The sequence below is a fragment of the Streptomyces tremellae genome, assembly GCF_039540215.1.
In the GTDB taxonomy this organism is placed as follows: Bacteria; Actinomycetota; Actinomycetes; order Streptomycetales; family Streptomycetaceae; genus Streptomyces; species Streptomyces tremellae.
The window spans coordinates 68,373-92,568 of sequence record NZ_BAABEP010000011.1 but is presented as its reverse complement, the minus strand read 5'-3'; the positions used below and the strand labels follow the sequence as shown (position 1 = coordinate 92,568).

16 protein-coding genes are annotated in these 24,196 nt (G+C 73.1%); 8 read left to right on the top strand and 8 right to left on the bottom strand.

Going from position 1 to position 24,196, the window contains the following annotated elements; translation table 11 throughout:
- Window positions 1-25: 25 nt before the first annotated feature.
- Window positions 26-3,628 (bottom strand): condensation domain-containing protein, encoded by a 3,603-nt coding sequence (locus ABEA77_RS11190; protein WP_345644780.1) that lies wholly within the window; start codon window positions 3,626-3,628, stop codon window positions 26-28.
- 233 nt (window positions 3,629-3,861) lie between these two features.
- Between ABEA77_RS11190 and ABEA77_RS11185 the strand changes: the two genes are divergently transcribed.
- The 5 genes from ABEA77_RS11185 (at window position 3,862) to ABEA77_RS11165 (ending at window position 10,222) form a co-directional block, all read left to right on the top strand.
- The gene (locus ABEA77_RS11185) at window positions 3,862-5,184 is read left to right on the top strand and encodes an MFS transporter (RefSeq protein ID WP_345644777.1); all 1,323 of its coding nucleotides are present in this window, start codon (window positions 3,862-3,864) and stop codon (window positions 5,182-5,184) included.
- A gap of 99 nt (window positions 5,185-5,283) precedes the next feature.
- The gene (locus tag ABEA77_RS11180; RefSeq protein WP_345644775.1) at window positions 5,284-7,170 is read left to right on the top strand and encodes a non-ribosomal peptide synthetase; all 1,887 of its coding nucleotides are present in this window, start codon (window positions 5,284-5,286) and stop codon (window positions 7,168-7,170) included.
- 27 nt (window positions 7,171-7,197) lie between these two features.
- A complete protein-coding gene (locus ABEA77_RS11175; protein WP_345644772.1) occupies window positions 7,198-8,427 on the top strand; it encodes a cytochrome P450 in 1,230 nt (409 codons plus the stop codon).
- A 3-nt stretch (window positions 8,428-8,430) separates the two neighbouring features.
- Window positions 8,431-9,471, top strand: a complete 1,041-nt coding sequence (locus ABEA77_RS11170) for a methyltransferase (RefSeq protein WP_345644770.1) — start codon at window positions 8,431-8,433, stop codon at window positions 9,469-9,471.
- 19 nt (window positions 9,472-9,490) lie between these two features.
- A complete protein-coding gene (locus ABEA77_RS11165; RefSeq protein ID WP_345644767.1) occupies window positions 9,491-10,222 on the top strand; it encodes a thioesterase II family protein in 732 nt (243 codons plus the stop codon).
- A 46-nt stretch (window positions 10,223-10,268) separates the two neighbouring features.
- On the opposite strand, the gene ABEA77_RS11160 is transcribed toward ABEA77_RS11165, so the two are convergent.
- Complete coding sequence (locus tag ABEA77_RS11160; protein WP_345644764.1) at window positions 10,269-11,294, bottom strand: acyl-CoA dehydrogenase family protein; 1,026 nt, start codon at window positions 11,292-11,294, stop codon at window positions 10,269-10,271.
- Between the two features lie 2 nt (window positions 11,295-11,296).
- Window positions 11,297-12,463 (bottom strand): acyl-CoA dehydrogenase family protein, encoded by a 1,167-nt coding sequence (locus ABEA77_RS11155; RefSeq protein ID WP_345644761.1) that lies wholly within the window; start codon window positions 12,461-12,463, stop codon window positions 11,297-11,299.
- 100 nt (window positions 12,464-12,563) lie between these two features.
- On the opposite strand from ABEA77_RS11155, the gene ABEA77_RS11150 reads away from it, so the two are divergent.
- Genes ABEA77_RS11150 through ABEA77_RS11140 form a run of 3 tightly spaced genes read left to right on the top strand, consistent with a single transcriptional unit; the run spans window position 12,564 to window position 20,591 of the window.
- Window positions 12,564-15,869, top strand: a complete 3,306-nt coding sequence (locus ABEA77_RS11150; RefSeq protein ID WP_345644758.1) for a non-ribosomal peptide synthetase — start codon at window positions 12,564-12,566, stop codon at window positions 15,867-15,869.
- Window positions 15,870-15,871: 2 nt separating this feature from the next.
- Window positions 15,872-16,786 carry a thioesterase II family protein gene (locus ABEA77_RS11145; RefSeq protein ID WP_345644880.1) on the top strand — a complete coding sequence of 305 codons (915 nt, stop codon included), beginning with the start codon at window positions 15,872-15,874 and terminating at the stop codon, window positions 16,784-16,786.
- 28 nt (window positions 16,787-16,814) lie between these two features.
- Window positions 16,815-20,591, top strand: a complete 3,777-nt coding sequence (locus tag ABEA77_RS11140) for an SDR family NAD(P)-dependent oxidoreductase (protein WP_345644755.1) — start codon at window positions 16,815-16,817, stop codon at window positions 20,589-20,591.
- 58 nt (window positions 20,592-20,649) lie between these two features.
- Here the strand turns inward: ABEA77_RS11140 and ABEA77_RS11135 are convergent, their stop codons facing one another.
- The 5 genes from ABEA77_RS11135 to ABEA77_RS11115 all read right to left on the bottom strand — a co-directional run.
- Entirely contained in the window at window positions 20,650-21,417 is a 768-nt protein-coding gene (locus ABEA77_RS11135) for a sulfotransferase-like domain-containing protein (protein ID WP_345644752.1), read from the bottom strand.
- On the bottom strand, window positions 21,404-22,171 hold the full coding sequence (locus tag ABEA77_RS11130) for a thioesterase II family protein (RefSeq protein WP_345644749.1): 768 nt from the start codon (window positions 22,169-22,171) through the stop codon (window positions 21,404-21,406). The genes ABEA77_RS11135 and ABEA77_RS11130 overlap by 14 nt, the downstream gene beginning before the upstream one ends.
- Window positions 22,168-23,448 carry a cytochrome P450 gene (locus ABEA77_RS11125; protein WP_345644746.1) on the bottom strand — a complete coding sequence of 427 codons (1,281 nt, stop codon included), beginning with the start codon at window positions 23,446-23,448 and terminating at the stop codon, window positions 22,168-22,170. Before ABEA77_RS11125 ends, ABEA77_RS11130 begins: the two co-directional genes overlap by 4 nt.
- A 1-nt stretch (window position 23,449) precedes the next feature.
- The gene (locus ABEA77_RS11120; protein WP_345644743.1) at window positions 23,450-23,737 is read right to left on the bottom strand and encodes a phosphopantetheine-binding protein; all 288 of its coding nucleotides are present in this window, start codon (window positions 23,735-23,737) and stop codon (window positions 23,450-23,452) included.
- 5 nt (window positions 23,738-23,742) lie between these two features.
- Window positions 23,743-24,196 (bottom strand): transketolase C-terminal domain-containing protein (locus ABEA77_RS11115; RefSeq protein WP_345644741.1); only part of this gene is annotated, 454 nt, incomplete at its 5' end.

Here is a 24,196-nt window from a genome sequence, read left to right as displayed (position 1 = left end):
GGCACCCCGCCGCGGCGCCGCGGCGTCACCGGATCAGGGCGGAGAGCGGGGCGTCGGGGCACTTCGCGGCCCGGACCAGCAGCGCCAGCACCTGGTCGATCCTGGCCAGGCCCGTCTCGCGGTCCCACAGATCGGTGTTGATCTCCAGCATCACCGAGACGCCGTCCTCGCGCACGAGTGAGTGGAACGACATGTCGTAGCGGGCGGTGCCATGGGAGATCAGCTCGTAGGACGTGCGGCAGCCGGGCAGGTCGGCCGGCATCCAGTCGGCGAGCTGGAGTTCGCAGGTGACCTGGTAGACGGGGTGTGTGCCGGGCAGGCGCTCCGGGCGGACCGCGTCCACGATCTCGGCGAACGGCAGGGCCTGGTGCTCGTAGGCCAGCAACAGCTCGGTCCTGACCCGGTCCAGGAGCTCGGCGAAGGACGGGTCACCCGAGCAGTCGACCCGTACGGGCAGTACGTTCAGGAAGCAGCCGATCAGCAGCTCCGCCCCCCGGCGCCCCCGGTTCTCCGCCGGGACGCCCACCACCAGGTCGTCCTGTCCGGTGAGGTGGTGCAGCAGGGCGACGACGGCGGAGCAGAACACGGCGAACGGCGTGGTACGGCGCTCGCGAGCGAGGCCGCCGAGCATTCCGGCGACTTCGCGCGGGGCACGTCGCTCAAGGAACTCGCCGGTGAAGGTGGCCCGGTCGGGACGCGCCCGGTCGGTGGGCAGGGCCGGGCGCGGCGCGTTCGCCAGCTTCCGCCTCCAGAAGCGGCGCAGTCGCTCGCCCTCGGCTCCGGCGAGCATGTCCTGCTCGGCCCTGACCAGGTCGGCGAAGCCGAGCGTCAAGGGGGCCAGGGAAGCGGGCCGGGACTCGGTACGCGCCCGGTAGAACTCGGACATCTCCCGCATGAACACCGTCATCGACACCTCGTCGGTGACCAGGTGGTGGAAGAGCAGATGCAGGACGTGCCGGTCCTCCGCAAGGCGCACCAGCCGGGCGCGCAGCAGCGGGCCCCGGGTGATGTCGAAGCCGCCGTAGGCGGTCTCCTGCTCCAGGGCCCGTGCCCGGCGGTCGCGTTCCGGCCAGGGGAGCCCGCCGAGGTCCACCAGGGGGACGTCGAAGTCCCGGTGGCCGGCGACGCGCTGCACCGGCTCGCCGTCCACCTCGACGAACGTGCCGCGCAGCCCGGCCTGGCGGGCGACGACGCAGGCGACCGCGGCGCGCAGCGCCGACGCGTCCAGAGGCCCGTCGATGCGCAGGAGGAGGGGGATCGTGTGGGTGAGCGCCCCCGGGTTCGCCTGTTCGGCGAGCCACAGCTGCCGTTGCGCGGCCAGCAGCGGGATCGGGGTGTCCTCGCCGGGCGGCGGGGCCGCCGCGGGTACGGGGGCCGCTTCGTCGGTGCCGTCCCCGGAAGCGGAAGCGGAGGCGACCAGGGCGAGGAGCGCGTCCAGACGGGGGTGGAGGCGGCGCAGCTCGGCGGCGAGGAGGGCGGGGGTCGGGTTCTCGAACAGCGTGCGGACGCGCACCCTGACGCCCAGGGTCTCGTCCAACTCCGCGATCAGACGCATCGCGACCATCGAATAGCCGCCGAGTTCGATGAAGTCGTCGTCGGCGTGCACGAGCGGACGCTCCAGCACCTGGGCCCACAGCTCGCACATCAGTGAGACCAGGGGGTCGCCGGCGGTGGTCGCGCCGTCCTCGGCGCGTCCGGTCGTGCCCGGACGGGTGGACGGCCGCACGAAGGACACCCCGTCGAGGATCTCCAGACGGCCCAGGGGGTTCCAGCGGGCGGTCAGCGGTGTCGCGGCGGAGTCCGCGTACAGCGTGCCGGGCGCGTACGGCGACAGCGCGGTTCCGCTCCCCGGGACCCCGCCGACCTGGAGGTCCACGGGAGCACCGCCCCTCAGGACCGGCCAGGCCCCGGGCACACCGGTGCAGTCGGCGACCAAAAGCAGGCCGCCGTACGGCTGGAGGAGCCGGAGGACCCGCCGTGTCCCGCCGGCCGTCCAGCGCGCCAGATCCTCGGCGGCGACGCAGGCATCGGTGACGAGGGTCCGCGCGGTGGACCGCCCGACATACGCGCCGAACAACTCGGCCGGTACCAGAGCCGCGGTGGCAGGCAGGTCCGGCGCGTCCCCGGGGCCCGCGGGCACCACGTGTGCCCCGGCCCGCAGGGCGGCCCCGCGGACGGCGTCGGCGTGCGCGGCCTCCGGATGGATCAGAAGCGTGTCGGCGTCGGACAGGCCCAGGGCCTCCGCGAGGTGCGCGGAGGGCCCCTCCCCGGCCGGCGGCCCGGTGAGCGGAAGGGCCGATACGGGCAGACCGGGTGTACCGAGCCAGGCCGTGAGCACCCGCGCGTAGTCCTCGACCAGGGCGTCGATCCCGTGTTCGGTGTAGAGCCGCGTGTCGTACTCGACCCAGACCCGCAGCCCGTCGCGCGACGTGCCGACCTCGAAGACGGTGTCGAACCGGCCGCGCTCGCGCGGGACCTCCAGCGTCGACGTCGCCAGGCCACAGAAGGCCATGTCGCCCACCGGGTCCACGAGGGGCAGGAAGAGGTGCTGGACGACCGTGGTGCGGCGGGGATCGCGTTTCGCCCCGGCCACCTCGACGATCCTGCTCAACGGCAGACGGGCGTGGTCGACGGCTTCGGCGACGGCTCGTGTGCAACGGGCCGTGAGCTCGGCGAAGGCGGGGTCGCCCGCCACCCGGATCCGCAGCGGCACGGTGTTCGAGAACTGGCCCACCAGGCGCTCGGCCTGGGGAACGGGCCGGTTGGCGGCGAGCACCCCGAGGACGAGGTCGTCGTCTCCCGTCGAACGGGTGACCAGTGCGGCGAAGGCGGCGAGGCAGACCGCGTAGGGCGTGGTGCGCTGTTCCCGGGCGAAACCGGCGAGTGCGGAGGCGACGGCGGCCGGGAAGCTGAACGCGCGACGGCGGCCCTTGGTCCCCTTCACCGGCGGCCTCGGCCTGTCGAGCCGCAGGTCGAGCGCGGCCGGCGCGTCCCGCAGGTTCTCCCGCCAGAACGGCGCGTCCGTCCGCAGGGCCGCGGGCAGCAGTGTGTCGCGCTCCCAGATCGCGAAGTCGCCGTACTGCAGGGTGGGCTGGGGCACGGGGGAGGGAGCGTCGCGCAGAAAGGCCAGATAGTCGTCGCTGATCTCGGACAGGACGGTCCGCACGGCGGTGGCGTCGGCGACCAGGTGGTGGACGGCCAGCGCGAAGACGTGGTCGTCGGCGCCGAGGCTGACCACGAGGAAGCGGATCGGCGGACCTGAGCCCGGATCGGTGCCCTCCTCCGCGAAGTCGCGCACCAGGTCGATCGTCTGGGCGAGCGGCTCCGCGACGGAACCTCCGTCCTTCGCCGCGGCTGTGCCCCCGGCCCAGGAGAGGGGCGGGGCGCTGGGCGCGGGACGGACGCGCATCACGGGCTCGCCGTGGTGGTCGACGAAGGTGGTGCGCAGAATCTCGTGCCGCGCCAGTACCGCGCGAACGGCATGGGCGAGCGCCGGCCGGTCGAGGCGGCCCCGGAGGCGCAGGGCCACGCATTCGGTCAGGAACCCGTCCGTGGGACCGTGCTCTCCCGCGGTCCAGAAGTGCTCTTGGATGGGTGCCAGCGGGATGTAGTCTCGCGAAGAATGCACGGGGACACGATATCGTGTTTGGGTCCACGGCAGTGGAGTGGTGACCTGCCGAGGCCCTCCGGAGAGCGGACGCGCCGCCGGGGCGGAGCGTTCATGGGCCCTACTTCCCCGTCACCCAGGGCGCTTTCGGCAGGTGGCGAAAGCGTCGCGGAAGCAGTGTGGAGACTGCTATCGTCTCCGGTGCCGACAGTTGTTGACTCTACGACATGTTGTCGTGTTTCGGAGTGATGCATATGGGTCCGCGCGGGGCCGCCGAACAGTCCGTCGCCGACGATCCGAGCGCCCCGGTGAAGAAGCCCAGGTCGGTGCTCTTCCGTGAACGCAACTTCGCACTGCTGTGGTCCGGCGAGTCGATCAGCCTGCTCGGCAGCGAGGTCAGCGTCATCGCTCTGCCCTCGCTCGCCGTGCTCGTCTTCGGCGAGGGCGCGCTGGGCGTCGGTGCCCTGGTGGCGCTCCAGTGGGTCCCGTACGTACTGCTGGGACCGCTGATGGGCGTGTTCACCGACCGGCTGCGCCGCAAGCCGCTGATGCAGGTGGCGAACGTGGCCCGGTTCGTCATCCTGGGCTCCCTGCCGCTTGCCGCCGCCCTGGGCCACCTCACCGTGGCGCACCTGTACGCGGCGGCGCTGCTCAAGGGCGTCTTCGACGTCGTCTTCCAACTCGCCTACCAGGCCTACCTGCCGCAGCTCCTCGCCCGTGAGGACCTGATCGACGGCAACGCCAAGACCCAGCTCAGCCGCTCCACGGCGCTGGTCCTCGGCCGGTCCTTCGGCGGTGGCCTGGTCAGCTGGCTCGGCGCGGCCCGGGCCGTCACCGCGGACGCGGTCTCGTATCTGGTCTCCAGCCTCGCCCTCGCCTTCGTGCGCCACCAGGAGCCCCGGCCCAGGCCCGCCCAGCGCGGCGTCGCGGCGACCGTGCGGGACCTCAAGGGCGGCATCGCCCTCACCTTCGGCAACCGCCTGCTGCGCTCCCTGACCCTGATGGCCACGTTCGGCAACATGGCCGTCTCGCTGACCCTCGCGATGATCATCGTCTTCGCCTACGACGACCTGGGCTTCTCCGCGGGCCGGATCGGTCTCGCCCTGGGCGTGGGCGCCGTCACCACCGTCGTCGGGGCGGTGCTGTCCCGGCGGATCAACGAGCGGCTGGGCATGGGACGCACCCTGGTCCTCACCCATGCCCTCCTGGGACTGGCGTTCGTGCTGCTGCCGGTCGCGTCCGCGGCCGGCAAGGGCTTCGCCTTCACCGTCATCGTCGTGTCCCAGGCCATCTCGTCCTTCACGACACCCGTCGCCAACGTCGGCATCATGACCATGATCCAGAAGGCGACGCCGCCCCAGGCGATGGGCCGCGTCGGGGGCGTCTCCCTGCCGCTGGTGTGGGGAGCGAACGCCGTGGGCCCGCTCCTGGGCAGCGCGGTCGCGGCGCTGGCCTCGGTACGGGTCACGTTCTTCTTCGCGGCCGTGCTGGCCTGGTGCGCGGTCGTCTGGATCCTCCTCGGCTCGGTGCAGCGGATCACCGACGACGTCCCGGAGGAACTCCGCGTGCCCGCGTAGGGCACGTCATCCACCTTCCCGCGCCGGTCGGTGCCGGCCGTCCGCTGGAACGGCCGGAGCCGGGCGACGGACGACGTTCGACCCGGAGGGACACGTTTCATGGGCATCCCCGAAGACGCCACGTTGCCGGAAATCGTCCAGAGCCATGCCCGGACCAGGCCCGACGCCCTGGCGATCGAGCGCGGTCCGGTACGCATGACGTACGGAGAGCTCAACCGGGCGGCGAACCGGCTGGCACGGGCCCTGACCGCCCGGGGGGTGAACCGGGGCGCGGTGGTCGGCATCCACCTGGGGCGGTCCGTCGCATGGGTGACCGCCATGCTGGCGACGCTCAAGGCGGGCGCGGTCGTCATGACGCTGGACCCCAAGGCGCCGGCGGAGCGGGCGCGGCGCGCGGCGCGCGCCGCCGAGCTCGCCGCCGTCGTCACGGATGCCGGCGGCGAGCCGGAGGCGTCGGCGTACTCGGTGCCGGTGGTCGTGGTGGGCGACGGCGGCCTGAGGACCGCGGCGGAAGGGGAGTCCCGGCACACGGCGCTTCCGGGCGGGCCCGAGGACACCGATCCCCACACCCCCCTCTTCCCCGACGACCTCGCCTACGCGGTCCACACCTCCGGCTCGTCCGGCAGACCCAAGATCGTGCTCGCCCAGCACCGCTGGCTCACCGGGGGCGCCGCACCGGGCTCCGCGCTCAACCGCACCACGCCGGCGGACCGGGGCGCCTGGCTCGGGCCGGCCGGCGCGGGCATAGCCATCCACGAGGTGTGCGGGCTGTTGTGGCGGGGCGCCAGCATCCACGTCGCGGAACAGGACGTGATCACCTCGCCCCCGGCCCTTCGCGACTGGCTGATCGCGAACCGGATCACCCAGGCCTTCGTGATCACGCCGCTCGGGGAGATGCTCCAGGCGCTGCCCTGGCCCGAGGACTGCACCCTGCGCCTGATGACGCTCGGCGGCGCCAGGCTCAACCGGTGGGCGCCTGCGGACCTGCCCTTCGAGGTCGCCGTCTCCTACGGCTCGCTGGAGGCGTTCCAGATGGCGAACACGCTGCACCCGTGGGAAGCGCGGTGCACCCCCGCCACGGCCACCGCCGCGGACCGCGCGGTGCCGCCGCCCGTCGGACGGCCGCTGCCGGGCGTACGGATCCATGTGCTGGAGGACGACCTGGCCGAGGTGCCCGCCGGAGCCCTGGGCGAGCTGTGGATCGACTCGCCATCGCTCTGCCTCGGCTACCTCGGGGACCCCGCCCTGACCGCCTCCCGGTTCCGCCCCAACCCCTTCGGCGCACCGGGCAGTCGTGTGTACCGGTCGGGGGACGCCGGCCGGTACCGGCAGGACGGGGTGCTCGAACACCACGGGCGCATCGACGACGTCGTCAAGATCCGCGGCCACCGGGTGGAACTGGGTGAGGTCGAGTGGGTGCTCGGCAGCCATCCGAAGGTCGCGCAGGTGTGCGTCGTCACCGTGCGGGACGGCGACCGGTCGCAGCTCGTGGCCTGCTACGTCACCGGGGGGCCGGCGTCCGTGAACGCGTCCCTCGCCGTCGAGCTGCGTGCCCACGTGGCGCGGAGACTGCCCGACTTCATGGTTCCGGCCGCCTATGTGCGGATGGACCGGCTGCCGATGAACACCTCGGACAAGGTCGACCGGCTCTCCCTGCCGCCGGCGGACTGGCGGGACTGGCGGCCGGTCCAGCCCTACCGGGAGCCCCGGGGCGACACGGAGGTCCGCCTCGCGGAGTTGTTCTCCGAGCTGCTCTCGGTCGAGCGGGTCGGAGCCGACGACAACTTCTTCGAGCTCGGCGGGGACTCGCTCCTCGCCGCGCGGTTGCGCTCGGCCGTCGAGGAGGCGTTCGGCCTCCCGCTCGCCCTGTCGACCGTGCTGACCGCCGGGACGCCGGGCGAGCTGGCCGGACACCTGGAGTCCGCGCGCCGGGAGCCGTCCGGCACCGAGACGCTGCCACCGATCGTTCCGCGCGACCGTTCCTGACCGCGTGTCAGGCGAGGGGGAGGGAACATGACGACAACACCACCGCAGGACGTCATCACACGGCTCACCGGAGCCTTCGACTTCCACGACCCGGAGTACACACCTCAGACGGCCGAGGACATCAACGCGGCACTCCGGGAGAAGACACCGGTGGCGTACTCGCCGGCGCACGGCGGCATATGGGTGCTCTCCCGGTACGAGCACGTGAGGGCGGCGCTCAGGGACCACGAGACCTTCAGCTCCGGATCAGGCGTGCACTTTCCGCGTGCCGCCGGCATGCCGAAGTTCTCCCCCATCGACTACGACCCGCCAGAGCACGGGGAGATCCGCAGGCTGATGGCGCCACCGGTGGACCGGGACGCGGTGGCCCGCCTGGAGCCGGCGGTCGCCCGGCTGGCCGCGGACCTGGTGGCGCCGATCGTCCGCCGGGGCCACGGCGACTTCGTCGCGGAGCTGTCCCGGCCGTTCGCCATCGGCGCCCTCGCCCTCGCCATCGGCCTGTCGGAGAGGGCACAGCGGGAGATCCGCGAACTGACCGCCGCCATGTGGCGCCGCATGGCGAAGGACGGCGACTCGTCCGCCTTCTGGCCCGCCTACCGCGACCTGCTGTCGGGGGAGATCGAGCGGGCACGGCGGGAGCCGGGGGACTCCTACCTGTCGTGGCTCGTGAGGGCGCGGATCGACGGCGAGCCGGTCTCCGACGAACTGCTGTACTCCGTCATCGTCTCGTACTGCGTCGCCGGCCACGACAACACCATGAACACGGTCAGCCGCGTCCTGTGGCACCTGGCGGGCGACCCGGCGCTGCAACGTCGGATCAAGGCGGAACCCGGCCTCGCGGCCCAGGTCGCGGAGGAGACGCTGCGCAGATGGTGCCCGACCGACCGGTTCACCCGTGTCACCGCGCGCGACGTCACGGTCGACGGTGTCACCATCCCGAAGGGATCCCGGGTGGTCCTGCTCTTCGACGCCGCCAACCGCGACCCCGACATGTTCCCCGACCCGGACGCCTTCCGCCCCGACCGCGACAACGCCCACCGGCACCTGAGCTTCGGCAACGGCCTGCACCACTGCCTGGGAGCGCGGCTGGCGCGCGCCGAGTTCGGCGCCGTCCTCGGCGAACTCGCCCGGCATCCCGAGTATTTGCTGACCGAGGAGCCCCGGCTCTCCTTCGAGAACGGGCGGCACATCATGTTCGACCGCGTCCCGGTCCGCTTCGAGCGAACCGGGACGACGGCAGGGAAGGCGGGGGACTGAACCGTGGAGGACGCTTCGACCGGGGCACCGGGCACCGGTGCCCCTTCACTGGAACCGCTGCTCACACTGGCCTCAGGACTGTGGCGCTCGCAGACCCTCGTGGTGGCCGAGGCCCTCGGCATGTTCACCTTCCTCCACCAGGAGGAAGGGGCGACCGCGCACGAGGCCGCCAAGGGACTCGGCATATCCGAGCGGCCCGCGGAGATGCTGCTGACCGCGGCGGCCGCCCTGGGGCTGCTGCGCAAGGACGGTGACCGCTACGTCAACAGCCCCGTGTCCGACGCGTATCTGGTACGCGGCAGGCCGTACTACTTCGGCGACTACATCCGCATGCTGCAGGAGTACGTCTACCCCGGATGGATGCGGATCACCGAGGCCGTCCGGACCGGCCGGCCCACCAGAGCGACCCCGGAACCCGGCAAGGGAATCTTCGCCGAGGACAACCGCCCGGCTCTCTTCTGGGACGGGCTCTACCCGGTGTCGGCGCTCACCGCCCAGGCCCTGGCCAGGGCGGTCGACCTGGACGGCGCCAGGCTGCTGGACGTCGGCGGTGGCGGCGGCGCCTTCACCGTCGAGCTGTGCCGCCACCACCCGCGGCTGCGGGCCACCGTCTTCGACCTGCCGCACGTGTGCGCGCTGACGGCGGGCCGGATCGCCGAGGCAGGGCTGGCGGACCGGATCGCGGTGCGCCCCGGCGACTTCTTCGCCCCGCAGGACCTGCCCGAGGGCCACGACACGGTCCTGCTCTCCATGATCCTGCACGACTGGGACGAGACACAGGGCCGCGAACTGCTGGCCAAGTGTTTCAGGGCGCTGCCCGCGGGCGGAAGGATCGTGATCAGCGAACTGCTCGTCGACGACGACAAGGCGGGACCGCAGGACGCCGCCCTGATGAGCCTGAACATGCTGGTCGGCACCCCTGGGCGCAACTACACGGCCGCCGAGTACACCGACTGGCTGCGCGCCGCCGGCTTCCAGGGCGTACACACCGAGCGATTCCGGGCACCGGTGGCGAACGGCGCCGTGGTCGCCCACAAGCCGTGACGCGAAGGGGGCGAGGTCTGTGACGACCCGGGGGAAGTGGCTGCTCAGGGAGCCCGCGCCGGACGCGCCGTACCGTCTGTTCTGCCTTCCCTACTCCGGCTGCGGGGCCTCGATGTTCCGCGAGTGGCCCGAGCGGATCGGTCCGGTGGAGGTCCTGCCGGTGCAGATGCCCTGGCGCGAGAACCGGATGCGCGAACCGCACTTCCAGACCTACGAGCGGCTGGCCGCCGACCTCGTGGACGCGCTGGCCGGCCATCTCGACCGCCCCTACGCCGTGTTCGGGCACTGTGGCGGCGCGCTGCCGGCCTTCGAGACCGTGCTGCGGATCGAAGGGCGCGGGCTGCGTCCGCCCGCCCGCTGCTTCGTCTCCTCGCAGGTCGCCCCGCAGGACGGCCCCTACGGCCGGTTTTTGGGGATGACGGACGAGGAGCTGCGGGCCGAACTGAGGGGCCTGCTCGCGGAACTCGGCTCCCCCGCCCCCGCGCCCGACCTGCTCGACCTGCTCCTGGAGATCCTGCAGGCCGATCTGGACGCGAACCGCGCGTACCGCAGGGAGCGGCCGGTGCGGGTGTCCTGCCCGATCACCGTCATCGGATGGGACGAGGACACCGAGGTCCCGCACGGGCTCATGGCCGGCTGGAGCGCGTGGGGCGAGGCCCGCAAGCACGTGCTGTCCGGGACGCACTACACCTTCCTGCACCTGCCGGACGCCCTGCGTGACCTGCTGATCACGGACCTCACCGAAGCCTGACCGGGGCGCGTACACGTGGCCGGCCTGGGCCGGTGGGCAGGGGGTGTCAGCGGGAGCTGGTCAGCCCGGGGGCCGCCGGGTGCGGCGTCGCGCCGTCCCAGAGCGCGGCGGGGGCGCCCATGCGGGCTGCCTCCACCGAGGCCAGCCGGTAGGCGGTGGCCGCGGTGGAGTGCGCCAGCATTCCGCGCACACCGTGGAGTTGCAGCGCCTTCCGGGTGCACAGCAGGGCGTGCTCCGCGGCGACGGCCAGCAGGCGTGCCGCGTCGGCGGGGTTCTCCCGCCCCTGGTCGCGGTGCCAGGCGACCTCGTGCAGCAGCAGACGCCAGCCGTCCGACTCCCCGACGAGCCGGGCCAGGCCGTGCGACACGGTCTGCAGGTTCACCAGCGGACTGCCGTACTGCACCCGGCGGTTGACGTGCGAGCGGGCCACGGCGAGCGCCCGGTCCGCGAGGCCGAGGAGGACCGCCGCCTGACGGACCCGGGCCGCGTCCAGCGCCCGGCTCCACCGCTCGGCGGGCAGGTCGAGGGCCTCGGCCCGGGCGCCGCCGAAGTGCAACCGCACGGTGGGCAGCCTCAGCAGGGAGCCGGCCTCGACGGCGCAGGTGGCGGGGTCCTGGCTCACCACGTACGGGCGGGTGGTGCCGTCGTGCGCCGTGGCGCGGGCGACCACAAGACCGAAGTCGCCGGCCGGCAGGTGCTCGCTGTCGCCCCAGAGCCGGCCCTCCGCGTCGACCCGCAGCCCGGTGCCGGTGTGCACACCGGCGGTCGTGGCGTGCCGCTGGCCCTTGAGTACCTCTTTGAGGAGCGGTTCCGCGACACCCGTCTCCTCCAGCAGTTCGAGGACGAGCACCGTCTCGCGGTAGGCGCCGAGCGGTTCGAGCCCGTGACCGAGCCGGGCGTTGACCACGATGTCGGCACTCAGCCCCAGTCCGAGGCCGCCCAGGGACTGCGGGGCGCCGAGTACGGGAACGCCGATCGCGGCGAGTTCGGCGTACACGTCGCCCGTCCTCGTCAGCGCGGTGTCCACGGCTTCGGCGAGCCGGGTCTGGAGCGGGTCGATGCGCAGATCCATGTTCAGCCCCCGGTCCGGGTGTCGTCCAGCAGCCGGGCGCCGGCGACGATGTCGAGCAACACCTCGGAGGCGCCGCCCGAGATGGTCATGCCGGGTGCTTCCCGGTAGGCCGCCTCCAGCACCGGGTCGTCCGTGCCCGGCTCCGGCTCCAGCAGTTCCGGTCCCAGCGTCTCGAACGCCCACCACGCGATCCCCTGTGCGGTCTCGCTGCAGTGCCACTTGGCGAGGGACGCCTGTGCGATGTCCGACTCGCCCTCGTGCAGACTCTGCAGGGCCCGGCAGGTCAGCAGTCTGCTGGCATCGAGCCGTGCCTGGTGCCTCGCGAGCCCGGCGAGTTCGCTCCCGGTCGGTCGCCGGCCGTCCGCGACGAGCCGGTCGGCGGCGCGTTCGAGCCAGTAGCGGGCGCGGACGTAGTAGTCCAGCCCGTTCCGCTCCGCCGCGAACATCCGGGTGATCAGCGACCACCCGGCGCCGACCGCGCCGAACACGGCGTCCTTCCCCACGCGCACCTGCGAGAAGCGGATGTCGTGGAACTGCTCGTCGGCCAGGCTCGGAAGGGGACGGACCGAGACGCCCGGGGTGTCCAGCGGCACCAGGAACAGGGTGATGCCCTCGTACCGGCTGTTCCCGCTGTCCGTGCGCACCGCGCACAGGGCGACGTCGGCGTAGGCGCTCTTGAGGTTGTAGGTCTTGCGGCCCTCGACGACCCAGCCCGAGCCGTCGGACGCCGGGATGGCGCGCGTGGTGACGCTCGCCAGGTCGGACCCGTGCTCAGGTTCGGTGAACAGGATGCACGCCGTCAGGTCCCCGGAGGCCAGCCGCGGCAACAGCGAGCGCTTCTGCTCCTCCGTGCCCGCCTGCAGGATCAGGGAGCCGACTATCTGCACAGAGATGTAGTACAGACTCTGTGGTATTCCGTGGCTCACCATCCGTTCGAGGAGGACCACGGTCGCGGTGAAGTCCGCGTCCCGGCCACCGTAGCGGCTCGGCCAAGAGGGCGCCAGCACGCCGGCCCGGCCCAGGTGGCGGTAGAGGTCGCGGACGTCTCCGTCCATGTGGTCGGCTCGGCTGCGCGCCGTTCGGCGGAGCCGGCGTGTCTCAGGATCGGCGAACAGCGCGTCCACCTCTTGCTCGAACGCGGCTGTGGATTCCGGCACTTCGAAGTGCATGGGCGATCCTCGTCAGTCCAGTCGCAAGCGTCAATGTAGAGTGTTACTGTGCGGACTCGATGAGGACTTTATAGTATCCCGGCGCTTTCAGGGCGGACGTATGAGTCGACAAAGTGAACTGCTCCGCCGGCTGCGTCGCCTGCCGGCGGAGCGCAGGGAAGAGTTTCTCGCCCAGCTCGACGGTGTCACCCGGGGCACCCGGTCCGCGCCGCTGTCCTGTCGTCAGGAACAGCTCTGGCTGTTCGACCGGGTGGCGCCGAGCGGCAGGGCGTACGGCCTGGCCTTCGTGCTGACGCTGACCGGTCCGCTGGACGCCACGGCCCTGGAGGCGGCGGTGAACGACGTCGTCGCACGGCACGCCGTGCTGCGGTCGGTGTTCCCGCACGAGCACGAGACGGGCGCCCAGGTGGTGCAGTCCCCGCCCCGTGTGCGGCTGCCTGTGGAGGAGCCGACGGAGCCGGGGCCGGACGGGCCGGTCCGCCAGGTCGTCCGTGCCGAGCTGGGCAGGGGCTTCGACGTCAACACCGATCTGATGGTGCGATTCCGGCTGCTGCGACGCTCGGAGCGGGAACACCTGCTCGTGGTGGTGACCCACTCCCTGGTCATGGACCCGCGCTCGGCCGGCGTGCTGTGCGCCGACCTCGCCGCCGCCTACCGGGGGCGGTGCGCGGGGCGGGCCCCCGACTTCGGCACACCCGCGGCGCACTTCGGCGACTACGCGGCCTGGCAGCGCGAGTGGAGCCGGGGCGACGACGCCGAGCGCATGGCCGCCCACTGGCAGCGCGCGCTGGCCGGCTGGGAGGACACGGCGTTCCCCACCGACCTGCCGCGGCCCAGGCTGCTGGCTCTGGACGGCGGGGTGGTGCGCGAGCCGTTGCCCGCGCGCTCGGCGGAGCGGGTGCGGGGCGTCGCCCGCGACCTGGAGGTGAGCCCGGAGGATGTGCTGCTCGCCGCCTACGTCGCCACGGTGGCCCGGCACACCGGCACCACCGACGTGCTGATCGGCGTGCCGCACGACGTCCTCGGGCCGTTCGCACCCGACACCCTCGTCGGCGACTGCGGCAACCTGCTTCCGCTGCGCGTCGAGGTGGACACCGGAGCGTCCTTCGCCGACCTGGTGCGCACGGTGTCCCGCCGGCGCGCGGAGGCCGAACACCACGGCGACCTTCCCTTCAAGCTCGTCCTGGAGCGCCTCGGCGTCGACCCCGATCCCAGCCGGCTGCCACTCGTCCAGCTCGGGTTCACCGCCGCGCCCCGGGCCGTGGAGCCGGTGCGGGCGGGCGACCTGCGGATCGTCGCCGAACAGGTGGACACCGGCGTCGGCACCTTCGAACTCTCCCTGGAGGCCGCTCTCGACGGACCCGCCCCGGCGGTCGCCGTGCGGTACGCGTCCGCGCTTTACCGCGAACCGACCGCCCGGCGGGTGGCCCAGCGCTACCTGCGGCTGCTCGACGGCGGCTGCCGCGCCCAGGCACAGCCCGTCAGCGCCCTGCCGTTCGGTGAGCCGGACGCGCAGGACCGCATCCTCGGCGAGTGGAACGAGCCGATCGGCTCCTGCCCCGACGACACCGTCCACGGGATCTTCGAGCAGGTCGCCCGCGCGTACCCCGACCGGGTCGCGGTGGTCTCCCGCAAGGGCGGGACGACGTATGCCGAACTGGACGCCTGGGCCAACCGCGTCGCCCGTGGCCTGCTCGACCAGGGTGTCCGGGCCGACGCGCGGGTGCTCGTCATGGTGGAGCGCGGGCCGGCGCTGATCGCGGCGATGCTCGGCGTGCTGAAGGCCGGGGCGGCCTACGTGCCCGTGGACCTGACCCTGCCCGAGGAGCGCGTCGACGCCATCGCCGAGGACTCGGGGGCCGGCTGGGCACTGGTGTCACCGGGGTCCCCCCGGCCCGCCGCCGAGGGCGTACGCACGGTGGACGTCGAGGAGGACGTCGCCGGTCTGCCCCAAACCGCCGTGGACGCGTGGGCCGTTCCCGAGTCGCTCGCCTACGTGATCTACACCTCCGGGTCCACCGGACGCCCCAAAGGGGTGCTCATCGAGCACCGCAACGTCACCAACTTCATCAGGACGGTCGGCGAGATGTTCGGGCTCGGCCCGGACGACCGCATCCTGCAGTTCGCCTCCCCGGGATTCGACGTCTCGGTGTTCGAGGTCTTCGGCGCCTTGCTGACCGGCGCCCGCCTGTACGTCGTCGACGAGGAGCGCAGGTCGGTCGACGCCCTGGACGAACTCCTGGTGGAGGAGCGGATCACGGTCGCCGACCTGCCACCGGCGATCATGGAACTGCTTGAGCCCGAGCGGTACGGGGACCTGCGGGTGGCCTTCGTCGGCGGGGAGGCGTTCACCGGTGAGCTCACCACCCGCTGGGCGCGGGGACGCGCCTTCTACAACGGGTACGGGCCGACCGAGACCACGGTGACGGTGGTGGCCAGGAGATGCGAGGGGCAGTGGACGTCGTCGCCGCCCATCGGCCGGGCCATGGCGAATCACCGCGCGTACGTCCTCGACGCGGACCTGGGGCTGCAGCCGCCGGGCGCGGTGGGCGAACTCGCCATCGCCGGGCTCGGTGTGGGGCGCGGCTACCTGGGCCGGCCCGACCTCGGCGCCGAGCGGTTCCGCCCCGACCCGTACGGTCCGCCGGGTTCGCGCATGTACCTGACGGGTGACCTGGCGGTCTGGGACGACGACGGCGACCTGCGCTTCCTCGGCCGGATCGACCGTCAGGTCAAGGTCAGGGGAGTGCGGATCGAACTGGGAGACGTGGAGGCCGCGTTGCAGACCGTCGCCGGGGTGGCCCGCGCGGTCGCCGACGTCGCAGTGGACCCCCGTCTGGGCACGCTGCTGATCGCCTACGTCGTCCCCGAGGACGGTGCCGACCTGCAACTGGACGCGGTACGGGCCGCGCTCGGCACCCGGCTGCCGCCGACCATGGTGCCCAACGTGCTGGTGCCGCTGGACGAGGTGCCACTGACCCAGAGCGGCAAGGTCGACCGGCGGGCGCTGCCGGCCGTGGAGTTCGCCGGCGTGGAGGACGAGGCGGACATCGACGACGAACACAGCACGCCCACGGAGCGGCTGGTGCGCGGGGAGGTGTTCGCGCCGCTGCTGGGGGTGCGCACCGGCAACGCCGTCAACTTCTTCGCGGCCGGGGGAACCAGCCTGCAGGCGATCCGCATCGCCTCGCGGGTCAAGGCCGTCTTCGGGGTCGACGTGCCGATCGCGGACTTCTTCGCCGATCCCACGGTCGGCGGACTCGCCCGTCTGGTCGACGAGTCCACCGAACGCGACCGGGAGCGCCGAGGCGCCCTCGCCAAGGCCCTGGACATGGTGGAGGGACGCACCGACGAGGAGATCGGCGACCTCGCCCGGCTCCTGGAGGCGAGTGAGGGGGACAGGTGACGATGTCGGTGACGGGCTCGCACAGCACGCACGGTGCACGGGGCACACACGGCAAGCAGACCGCATCAGACACACCGGGCACACCGGGCGCGCAGACCGCACCGGGCACACACGGCGCGCAGACCGTACCGGGCACACCGGGCGCGCAGGGCACACCGGCAGGTCCGGCCGCCTTCTCGGCGGAATCCCGGTGGATCAGGAGGGCGGCCCGGCCGTCCGCCGCGCTGCGGCTGATCTGCCTGCCGTTCGCGGGCGGTGGCGCGTCGGTCTTCGCGGACCTGCCCGGACTGCTGCCGGAGTCGGTGGAAGTCGTCGCCGTGCAGCCTCCCGGCCGCGAGGACCGCTCCCGGGAGGACGCGCCCGGCGATCTCGGCGCACTGGTGCGGGCCTGCGCCGTGGCACTGCGCCCGTACTGCACGGTGCCCTACGCCCTGTACGGCCACTGCGCGGGCGCCCTGCTCGCCTACGAGGTCGCACAGACCATGGGCGAGCGGTTCGGCGTATGGCCCCGGACGCTGGTGGCCGGCGCGCAGCCCGCCCCGCACCTGCCCCCGTCCGGGCCGGTGCTGCACGAACTGCCGGACGCCGAACTCCTCGGCGTCGTCCGGGCCAGGGGCGGCATCCCCGACGCGCTGCTGGGCACACCCGCCTTCCTCGCGTTCCTGCTGCCCGTCCTGCGCGCCGACTTCAGGCTGTGGGAGCGCTACGAGTACCACGCCCGTCCGCCGCTGCCGGTGCCCGTCACGACACTGCGCGGCCGGGACGACCGGCTCGTCGGGCCGCGGGACGCGCAGGCGTGGCGCGAGCACACCTCGGTGGGGGCCTCGGACCGGCTCGTGGACGGCGGCCACTACTTCATCAAGGACATGTCCCTGGACGCCGCACGCACCCTGGCGGAGGCCCTGCTCACGCAGTGAGCGGCGACGGAGGAGAAGGAGGGCGTACATGCCCGACAGCGGGGATCTGGCCAGGATCGACCGGGCCGCGCTCGGCGTCGAGGGGGTGCGCGAGGCGGTCACCGTCATCGACCGCAGACTGCGGGAGCACGACGCCCCCGGCGAGGGCCCGGCCACGGCCCGCCCGCAGGGAACGCCGATCACGGGAGAGCGGCCGGCCCTGGTGCGCGGCCCGGAGCCGGCCGTCCCGCGCGACGCCCCGCGGACCCTCGGCGAGGCCCTGTTGCGGGCCGCGTCGCTGGCACCCGGCCGAGGACTCACCTATGTGCTCCCCGACGGCAGCACCGACCGGCAGACCTACCCGGAACTGGTGGACGGGGCGCTGCGAGCGCTCACGGGACTGCGGGCGCTGGGGCTCGCGCCGGGCGACTCGGTGCTGATGCAGTGCGCGGACAGCCGGACGTTCGTCACCGGGTTCTGGGCGTGCGTCCTGGGCGGCTTCGTCCCCACGCCGGTCGGGACCGGCCCCGACTACCGCACGGAGAACGCCGTCGTCCGCAAGCTGCGCGCCGCATGGGAGCTGCTTGACCACCCGGTGGTGCTGACCGACACCGGACTCCGCGACCGGGTGGCCGGTCTGGCCCCGCGGTGGGAGGCGGAAGGGCGGCTGCGCGTCGTCTCCCTGGCCGAGTCTGCCTCGGCGGGAGAGCCGGCCGAGCCGTTCGCCGCGACCCAGGACCACCCCGCGGTCAACCTGCTGACCTCGGGCAGTACGGGGACGCCGAAGTGCGTGCGGCACGGCCACCGCACGATCGTCGCCCGTACCCACGCCGCCATCGCCGCAGGCGGCTTCACGGAGGACGACGTCTCGCTGAACTGGATGCCGCTCGACCACGTCGGCGGCATGGTGATGTGCAACGTGCGCGACGTGTTCCTGCGCTGCGAACACGTCAACGCCCGTACGGAGAGCATGATCCGGCGGCCGCTGGACTGGCTGGACTGGATGCACCGCTTCCGGGCCACCACCACATGGGCGCCGAACTTCGCCTTCGCGCTCGTCCTGAAGCACCGCGAGGAGATCGCGGCCGGACGGTGGGACCTCTCCCGCATGCGCCACATCTGCAACGCGGGCGAGGCGGTCGTGGCCCGGACGGCGTTCGCCTTCGTGGAGGCGCTCGCACCGCACGGCCTGCCGGCCGACGCCATGGTGCCGTGCTGGGGCATGTCCGAGACCTCCTCCGGGGTCACCTACGGGCGGCTCGACATCCGTGACCGGGCGGTGGGCACCGTCACCCTCGACTCCGGGTCGCTCGACGGACAGCTGGTCGGGACGGCGCCCGGCACGCCGGGTGCGGTGACGCTGGCCGAGGCCGGCAGGCCGGTGCCGGGAGTGGCGCTGCGGATCACGGACGACGAGGGACGTGTGCTGCCGGAGGGGCGGGTGGGCCGCCTGCACGTCACCGGCACCACCGTCATGGAGGGCTATCTGCGCAACGAGGCAGCCAACGCCGCGAGCTTCACCGACGACGGCTGGTTCGACACCGGTGACCTCGGCTTCGTGCGCGAGGGGCGGCTGACGCTGACCGGGCGCCGGCAGAGCATGGTCGTCGTCAACGGCGCCAACTACCCCTCGCACGAGATCGAGGCGGTGATCGAGCAGACCGAGGGGGTACGGCCCGCGTGCGCGGCCGTGTGCGGTCTGCCGGACGAGAACACGGGCACGGAGGCCGTGTACGCGTTCTTCGTCCCGACCCCGGCCGCCTCGGCGGACCTGGACCGCACGGTCCTCGGCATCCGCACGGCGCTGACCCGCACACTCGCGCTGCGTCCCAAGGCGATCGTGCCGGTGAGCGAGAAGGAGTTCCCCCGGGCCGCGGGCGGCAAGATCCAGCGCGGGCACCTGGTGGACGCGCTGCGGCAGGGACGCTTCGACCACCGCATGTACGGCGGGGTACCGGCACGGGCCGAGCGGGGCGGCAGCCGCATGCTGGAGTCCGCCTGGTCGCCGGTGGACGTCCTGGCCACCGGGCCGGGGGACCGGCCGACCGTCGTCTACGCGCCCTGCACGGCCGACTGGGCGTGGCGGGTGCCCGGCGTCACGGGAGTCGTCACGCCCGGTGAGCGGTTCCGGACGGGAGAGGGCGGCCATGTCGTGGCGGACCTCGCCGACCCGGAGCAGCAGGACCGCGCACTCGCCCACCTGCTCGCCGTCTCGGGGCCGCCCGAGCGGGTCGTGTACGCGGTGGAGAGCGGCGCCACGGACGACGCACCCGAGGCGCCCGAGCGTTTCCTGGTCACCCTGGCCGCCCTCGCCCGTGCGGTGCCCGGCGCCGACCTCGTCGTCCTGACCCGGGGCGCGCTGCACGTGCGCGAGGGGGACGAGGTGGCCCCGGGGCGTGCGGCACTGACGGGGATGGTCCGCACCGCCGTCACCGAGGGCGTGTGCGCGTCGGTCCGGCTGGTCGACGCGCCCCTCGACGCCGACGGCAGGGCCCTGGCGCAGCTGGCGGACACCGGCTACGGCGCCGATGCGGTCGGTGTGCGCGACGGCGTCGGATACGCGTACGGACTGCGGGTGGTGGAGCCGGCTGGGGACCTGGACGTCCCCGGAGAGTTCCTGCGGCCGGGAGGCACGGCCCTGGTCACCGGCGGACTCGGCGGCCTCGGCCGGGCGGTCTGCGAACACCTGCTGGTCGCCGTCGGCGCACGGCTGGTCGTCGTCGGGCGCACCCCTGAGGCCGAGCTGGACAGGACCGGAGCCGGCGAGGTCCTGGCCGCGCTGCGCGACCTCGGAGAGGTCCGCTACGTGGCCGCCGACGTGGCCGACGCCGACGCGCTCTCCGCCGCGGTCGCCACCGCGGAACGCGACGGGGGACAGCGGCTCGACCTGGTCGTACACCTCGCCGGGAGCCCGATCGCACCGCAGTGGGACGACCTGAAGGCCCACCATCTGACGCGGGAGTCGGTGACCTGGCTGCGCCGTATGCTGCGCCCCAAGGCGGGCGGCTGCGCGGCCATCGAGGAACTGCTGAAGGACCGCCCGGACACCGCCGTGGTGCTGTTCTCGTCCGTCAACGGCTTCCTCGGCGGCAGCGGTTTCGGCGCCTACGCCGCCGCGAACGCCGCCGTCGACGGCTATGCGCGGCGGTGGGCCGCACGCGGGCGGAGGGTGCGCTGTCTGGCGTGGAGCATGTGGGCGGGGCCGGGCATGAACGAGGGCAACCCGCTGACCGCGGCGGCCCGGCGCCGCGGACTCGGCCTCATCGGCCCCGCCGAGGGCATGTCGTCACTGCTCCGCGCCCTGCACCACCGCGGCCCCCACCTGTTGATCGGCGCCGATCCCGCGAACCCGCACATGCGGCCCCATCTCGCGTCCGACCAGTTCGCCGGGGGCAGCGTCGTCGTCGCGGTGGTGCCGGAGCCGGAGGCGGACGTCGACACGGTGCGCCGCGAGGTCGCCGCGGCACTGGCCCGCGAGGGGGTCTTCGCCCAGATCACGGTCGCGCCGCGGCTGCCAAGGGACGTGCTCGGCGCCGTCGACCCGGTGGCGGTCCTGGCCTCCCGGGAGACCGCGCACGTCGCCCACGCCGCTCCCCGGGGTCCGGCGGAGACGCTGGTGGCGGACGTGCTGGGAGAACTCCTCGGCACCGACCGGATCGGCCGGGACGTCTCCTTCTTCACCCTCGGATGCGACTCCATCAGAGCGGTGCGGGCGGCCGACAAGCTGGGGACGCGCTTCGGCCGCGATGTGCCGGTGGAACTCCTCTACGCCCACCCGACGGTGCGCGAGCTGGCCGACGCCCTCGGCCGGCCGGCCGGCCCCTGAACCGGCGCCCGGCCCGCGTCGTCGTACGCGGGCCGGGCACCCGCCCGCCACCGGCTGCTCACCGCCCGCCGGCGAGAGGGTGTTCAGGACCGCGCGCGATCCGCAGTCGCCGCTCCCGCAGCCACTGGTAGTGCGGCAGGTGGTAGCGGTAGTACGGGCCGAGCACCGGGTGGTTCTCGACCTCCGCCGCTCCGGCGCTGGGGCGACGCGTGACGCCGGTGCTCGCGGCCACCTCGGTGTGCCAGCGCATCGTCTTCTCCCAGCCGGGGAGCACCGAGGGGGACCAGGACAGTGCCTGGGGCCTGAACTCCAGGCCCACCGCCCGGCAGTACGCGTGGACGGTGGCTTCCGGGCGGTCCACGAAGTCGTCGGAGTCGATCACCACTGGTTCGCCGCCGCCCGCGCCGCGCACCGCTTCGTGGATCTCCCGGACCCGGTCGAAGCCGATCTCGTCGCGGGTGAGCCGCGGGTTGAGCCGGTGATGCGACGCAATGGCCTCACGCGGATGCCGCACGATGAACGTGTGCGTGGCCTCCCGCAGGAAATCTTCGGCGGCGAGCACACCCGGGTAGGGAAAGTCGGTGGTGTCCTTCACGAACACCGGCGTGCGCTCGGCCAGCGACAGCAGCTCGTCCATCAGCGTCCGCTCGTCCGTGTGGGACACGCCGGCGACCTCGGTGGTGCCGAAGTCCTTCAGGTGGGAGAACGGCTCATGGAGCACCGTGAAGTCGCCGCGCTCGTGCATCATGCGGGCGAAGGCCGTGGAGCGGCAGCGCGGCGGACTCCACAGCACCAGCAGCCGGGGTCCGGACTCAGACAGTGGCATCGCGTTCTCCCGTCGTCCCGCGGCGTGCCGCGTGCCGGACGGCCTGCGCCACTTCCTCGCGGTGCTCGGTGACGAAGAAGTGACCGCCGGGGCGTACCCGCAGTTCGAACCCGGAGCAGGTCTCGTCTCCCCAGCCCCGCATGGCCTCCGGTGGGACCTCGGGGTCCCGGTCGCCGCACCAGGCCAGGATCGGGCAGTCCAGCGGCGCGCCCGGCCGGTAACGGTACCGCTCGATGAGCGAGAAGTCCGAGCGCATCATCGGCAGCAGCAGGTCCAGCAGTTCGTCGTGCGCGAGGATCTCCTCGTCGATGCAGCCGTAGTCCCGCAGGACCCCCACGAACTCCGGCAGGGGCAGGGAGCTCACCGGCCGCAGCGGCCGCACGACCGGGGGCGCGGGCCGCCCGCTGACGAACAGGTACCCGACCCCGCGGCCCCACGCCCGCAGGCGCCGCGCGGTCTCGAACGCCAGGATGGCCCCCATGCTGTGCCCGAACAGCAGCGGCACGGTCGGCGCCGCCGCGATCAGCCCCGCGACCTCGTCGGCGACCGCGTCGAGCGATGTCGCCAGGGGTTCCGTCATGCGGGCTCCCCGCCCCGGCAGCTGAACGGGCACCAGCTCGACTGAGCCGTCGACGTACGCGGCCCAGTCGGCGTAGTAGCTCGCCGAACCGCCGGCGAAAGGGAAGCAGTACAGGCTGTGGCGCGCGGTGGGGGAACGGAACCTCTGGTCGAACCAGGAGCCGGCGCCGCTCACCGGCCGGCCTCCGCGCTGTCGGGCCGCCGCCCCGGGCGGGGGAGCAGCCGCACCGGCATCCGCTTGTACCCCGCGACGAAGTTCGACGCCAGATGGGCGACCTCGCCCGCCGGCTCCACCGACTCGACGAGGTCGAGCAGTTCGTCCAGGAGGACGCGCAGGGCCAGGGTCGCCAGGCCGGCGCCGATGCAGTAGTGCGGCCCGACGCCGAAGGCGACGTGGCGGTTGGGGTGCCGGGTGACGTTGAAGCGGTACGGGTCCGTGAAGACCCGCTCGTCGCGGTTGGCGGACCCCAGCCACACACTGACTGGCTCGCCCGCGCGTATCAGCTGTCCGTGCAACGTGACGTCGCGCACGGCGTAGCGCATGAAGTGGCTGGCGGGCGACGCCCAGCGCAACACCTCCTGCACGCACCGTTCGCGCAGTTCCGGGTTGTCGCGGACCCTGGCGAACTGCTCCGGGTGCTGTCCCATCATCGACACCATCGTGCACACCGCGTGCGGGGTGGTGACGTTCGCTCCGAGCAGGAGCGCGTAGCAGTTCAGCATCAACTGCCGTTCGGTGAGCGGGTTCTCGTCGAGGTCCATCGAACGCAGAATGCCGATCAGGTCGGTGCCGGGGTCGGTGCGCGAGCGCCGGAGGACCTCCGTACGGAAGAAGTCGAACAGCTCGTGGTGCGCCTGGCGGACGGTGTCGGTCGGGGAGCCGGTGGAGTAGTCCGGGTCGTCGTAGGCGACCGTCGTCGTGGTCAGCTCAGCCATGCGCGGCCAGTGTTCGCTCGGCAGCCCCATCAGCGTGCCGGTGAAGGCCATCGGGAACATCAGGGCGGCCTGGGCGACGTCGAAGACCGGGCCGGCGAGCGCCGGCTGCAGCAGCCGGCGCACCTGCGCCCGGATGGAGTCCTCCTGGCCGGCCACCGCACGCGGGGTGAGGGCGCGGTTCAGCGGCTCCCGCAACTGCCGGTGCCGGGGCGGGTCGGTGTCCGGCATCATGTCGTCCGACGCGATGTCCGGCATGCTCAGGTCGACGATGCACAGCATGGTGCCGCGCCGGGAGGAGAACGCCGCGTGGTCCCGCAGCACCCGGTGCACGTCGTCGTACCGGGTCAGCACCCAGAACGGCTCGCGTCCGTCGCCCGGGTCGCAGCGGTAGGCGGGGCGGTGCTCCCGCAGGTGCGCCCACAGGGCGTGCGGGTCGCCCGACGCGTAGTACGCGGAGTCCAGCAGGTCGGCGTCGCGGAACGCTACCGGAGCGAACGGGGGGGTGGACAACAGCATCTCAGGCTCCTCCCGCCCGCTCGGCGGTCCGGGCGTCCACCACGTCGGCGAGCTCCGCGACACCGGTGGCGCGGTAGAAGTCCCCGACCGGCACCCGGACCCCCAGCTCCTCGGCGATCGTGTCCAGCAACTCGATCGCCGACAGGGACGTCCCGCCGAGGACGAAGAAGTCGTCTTCCTGCCGGACGTCCCCGACCCGCAGCACACGTTCGTAGAGTTCGGCCATCCGTTCGCCGGTGGGGCGGGCGGACCCCTGCGCAGGGGTGCCCGCCTGTGCGGGACCGTGCATGTCGATCACCTTTTCCCGGTTTTCCCGATCTCGATCACCTGCGTCGCGGCGGCGCGGATCGCCGCCGCGCTGACGCCTGACTCCTCCAGCGCCTCCCGGTGGCCGCGTACCACCGTCCCGACCGGCCCGTTCACGGCCACGCGGCGGTGCGGCACCGGGCAGTGCGCGCCGACTGCCTCGGCGACGGCGTCACCGAGGCCGCCCCGCGGTCGGTGCTCCTCCACCGTGACCAGCGCCCCGGTGGTCCGGGCCGCCGCGAGCACGGCCCGCGAGTCCAGCGGACTGAGCGTGTGCACCTGGATCACCTGGCAGGACACACCGTCGCCGGCCAGGGCGTCGGCCGCCTCCAGCGACATGAGCACGGGGTGCGGCCCCATGGCGATCACCGTCACGTCGGGCCCGGGCCGCAGCCGGACGGCGTGGCCGAGGCGGAACGGCGGCCGTCCGCCGTGCACCGAG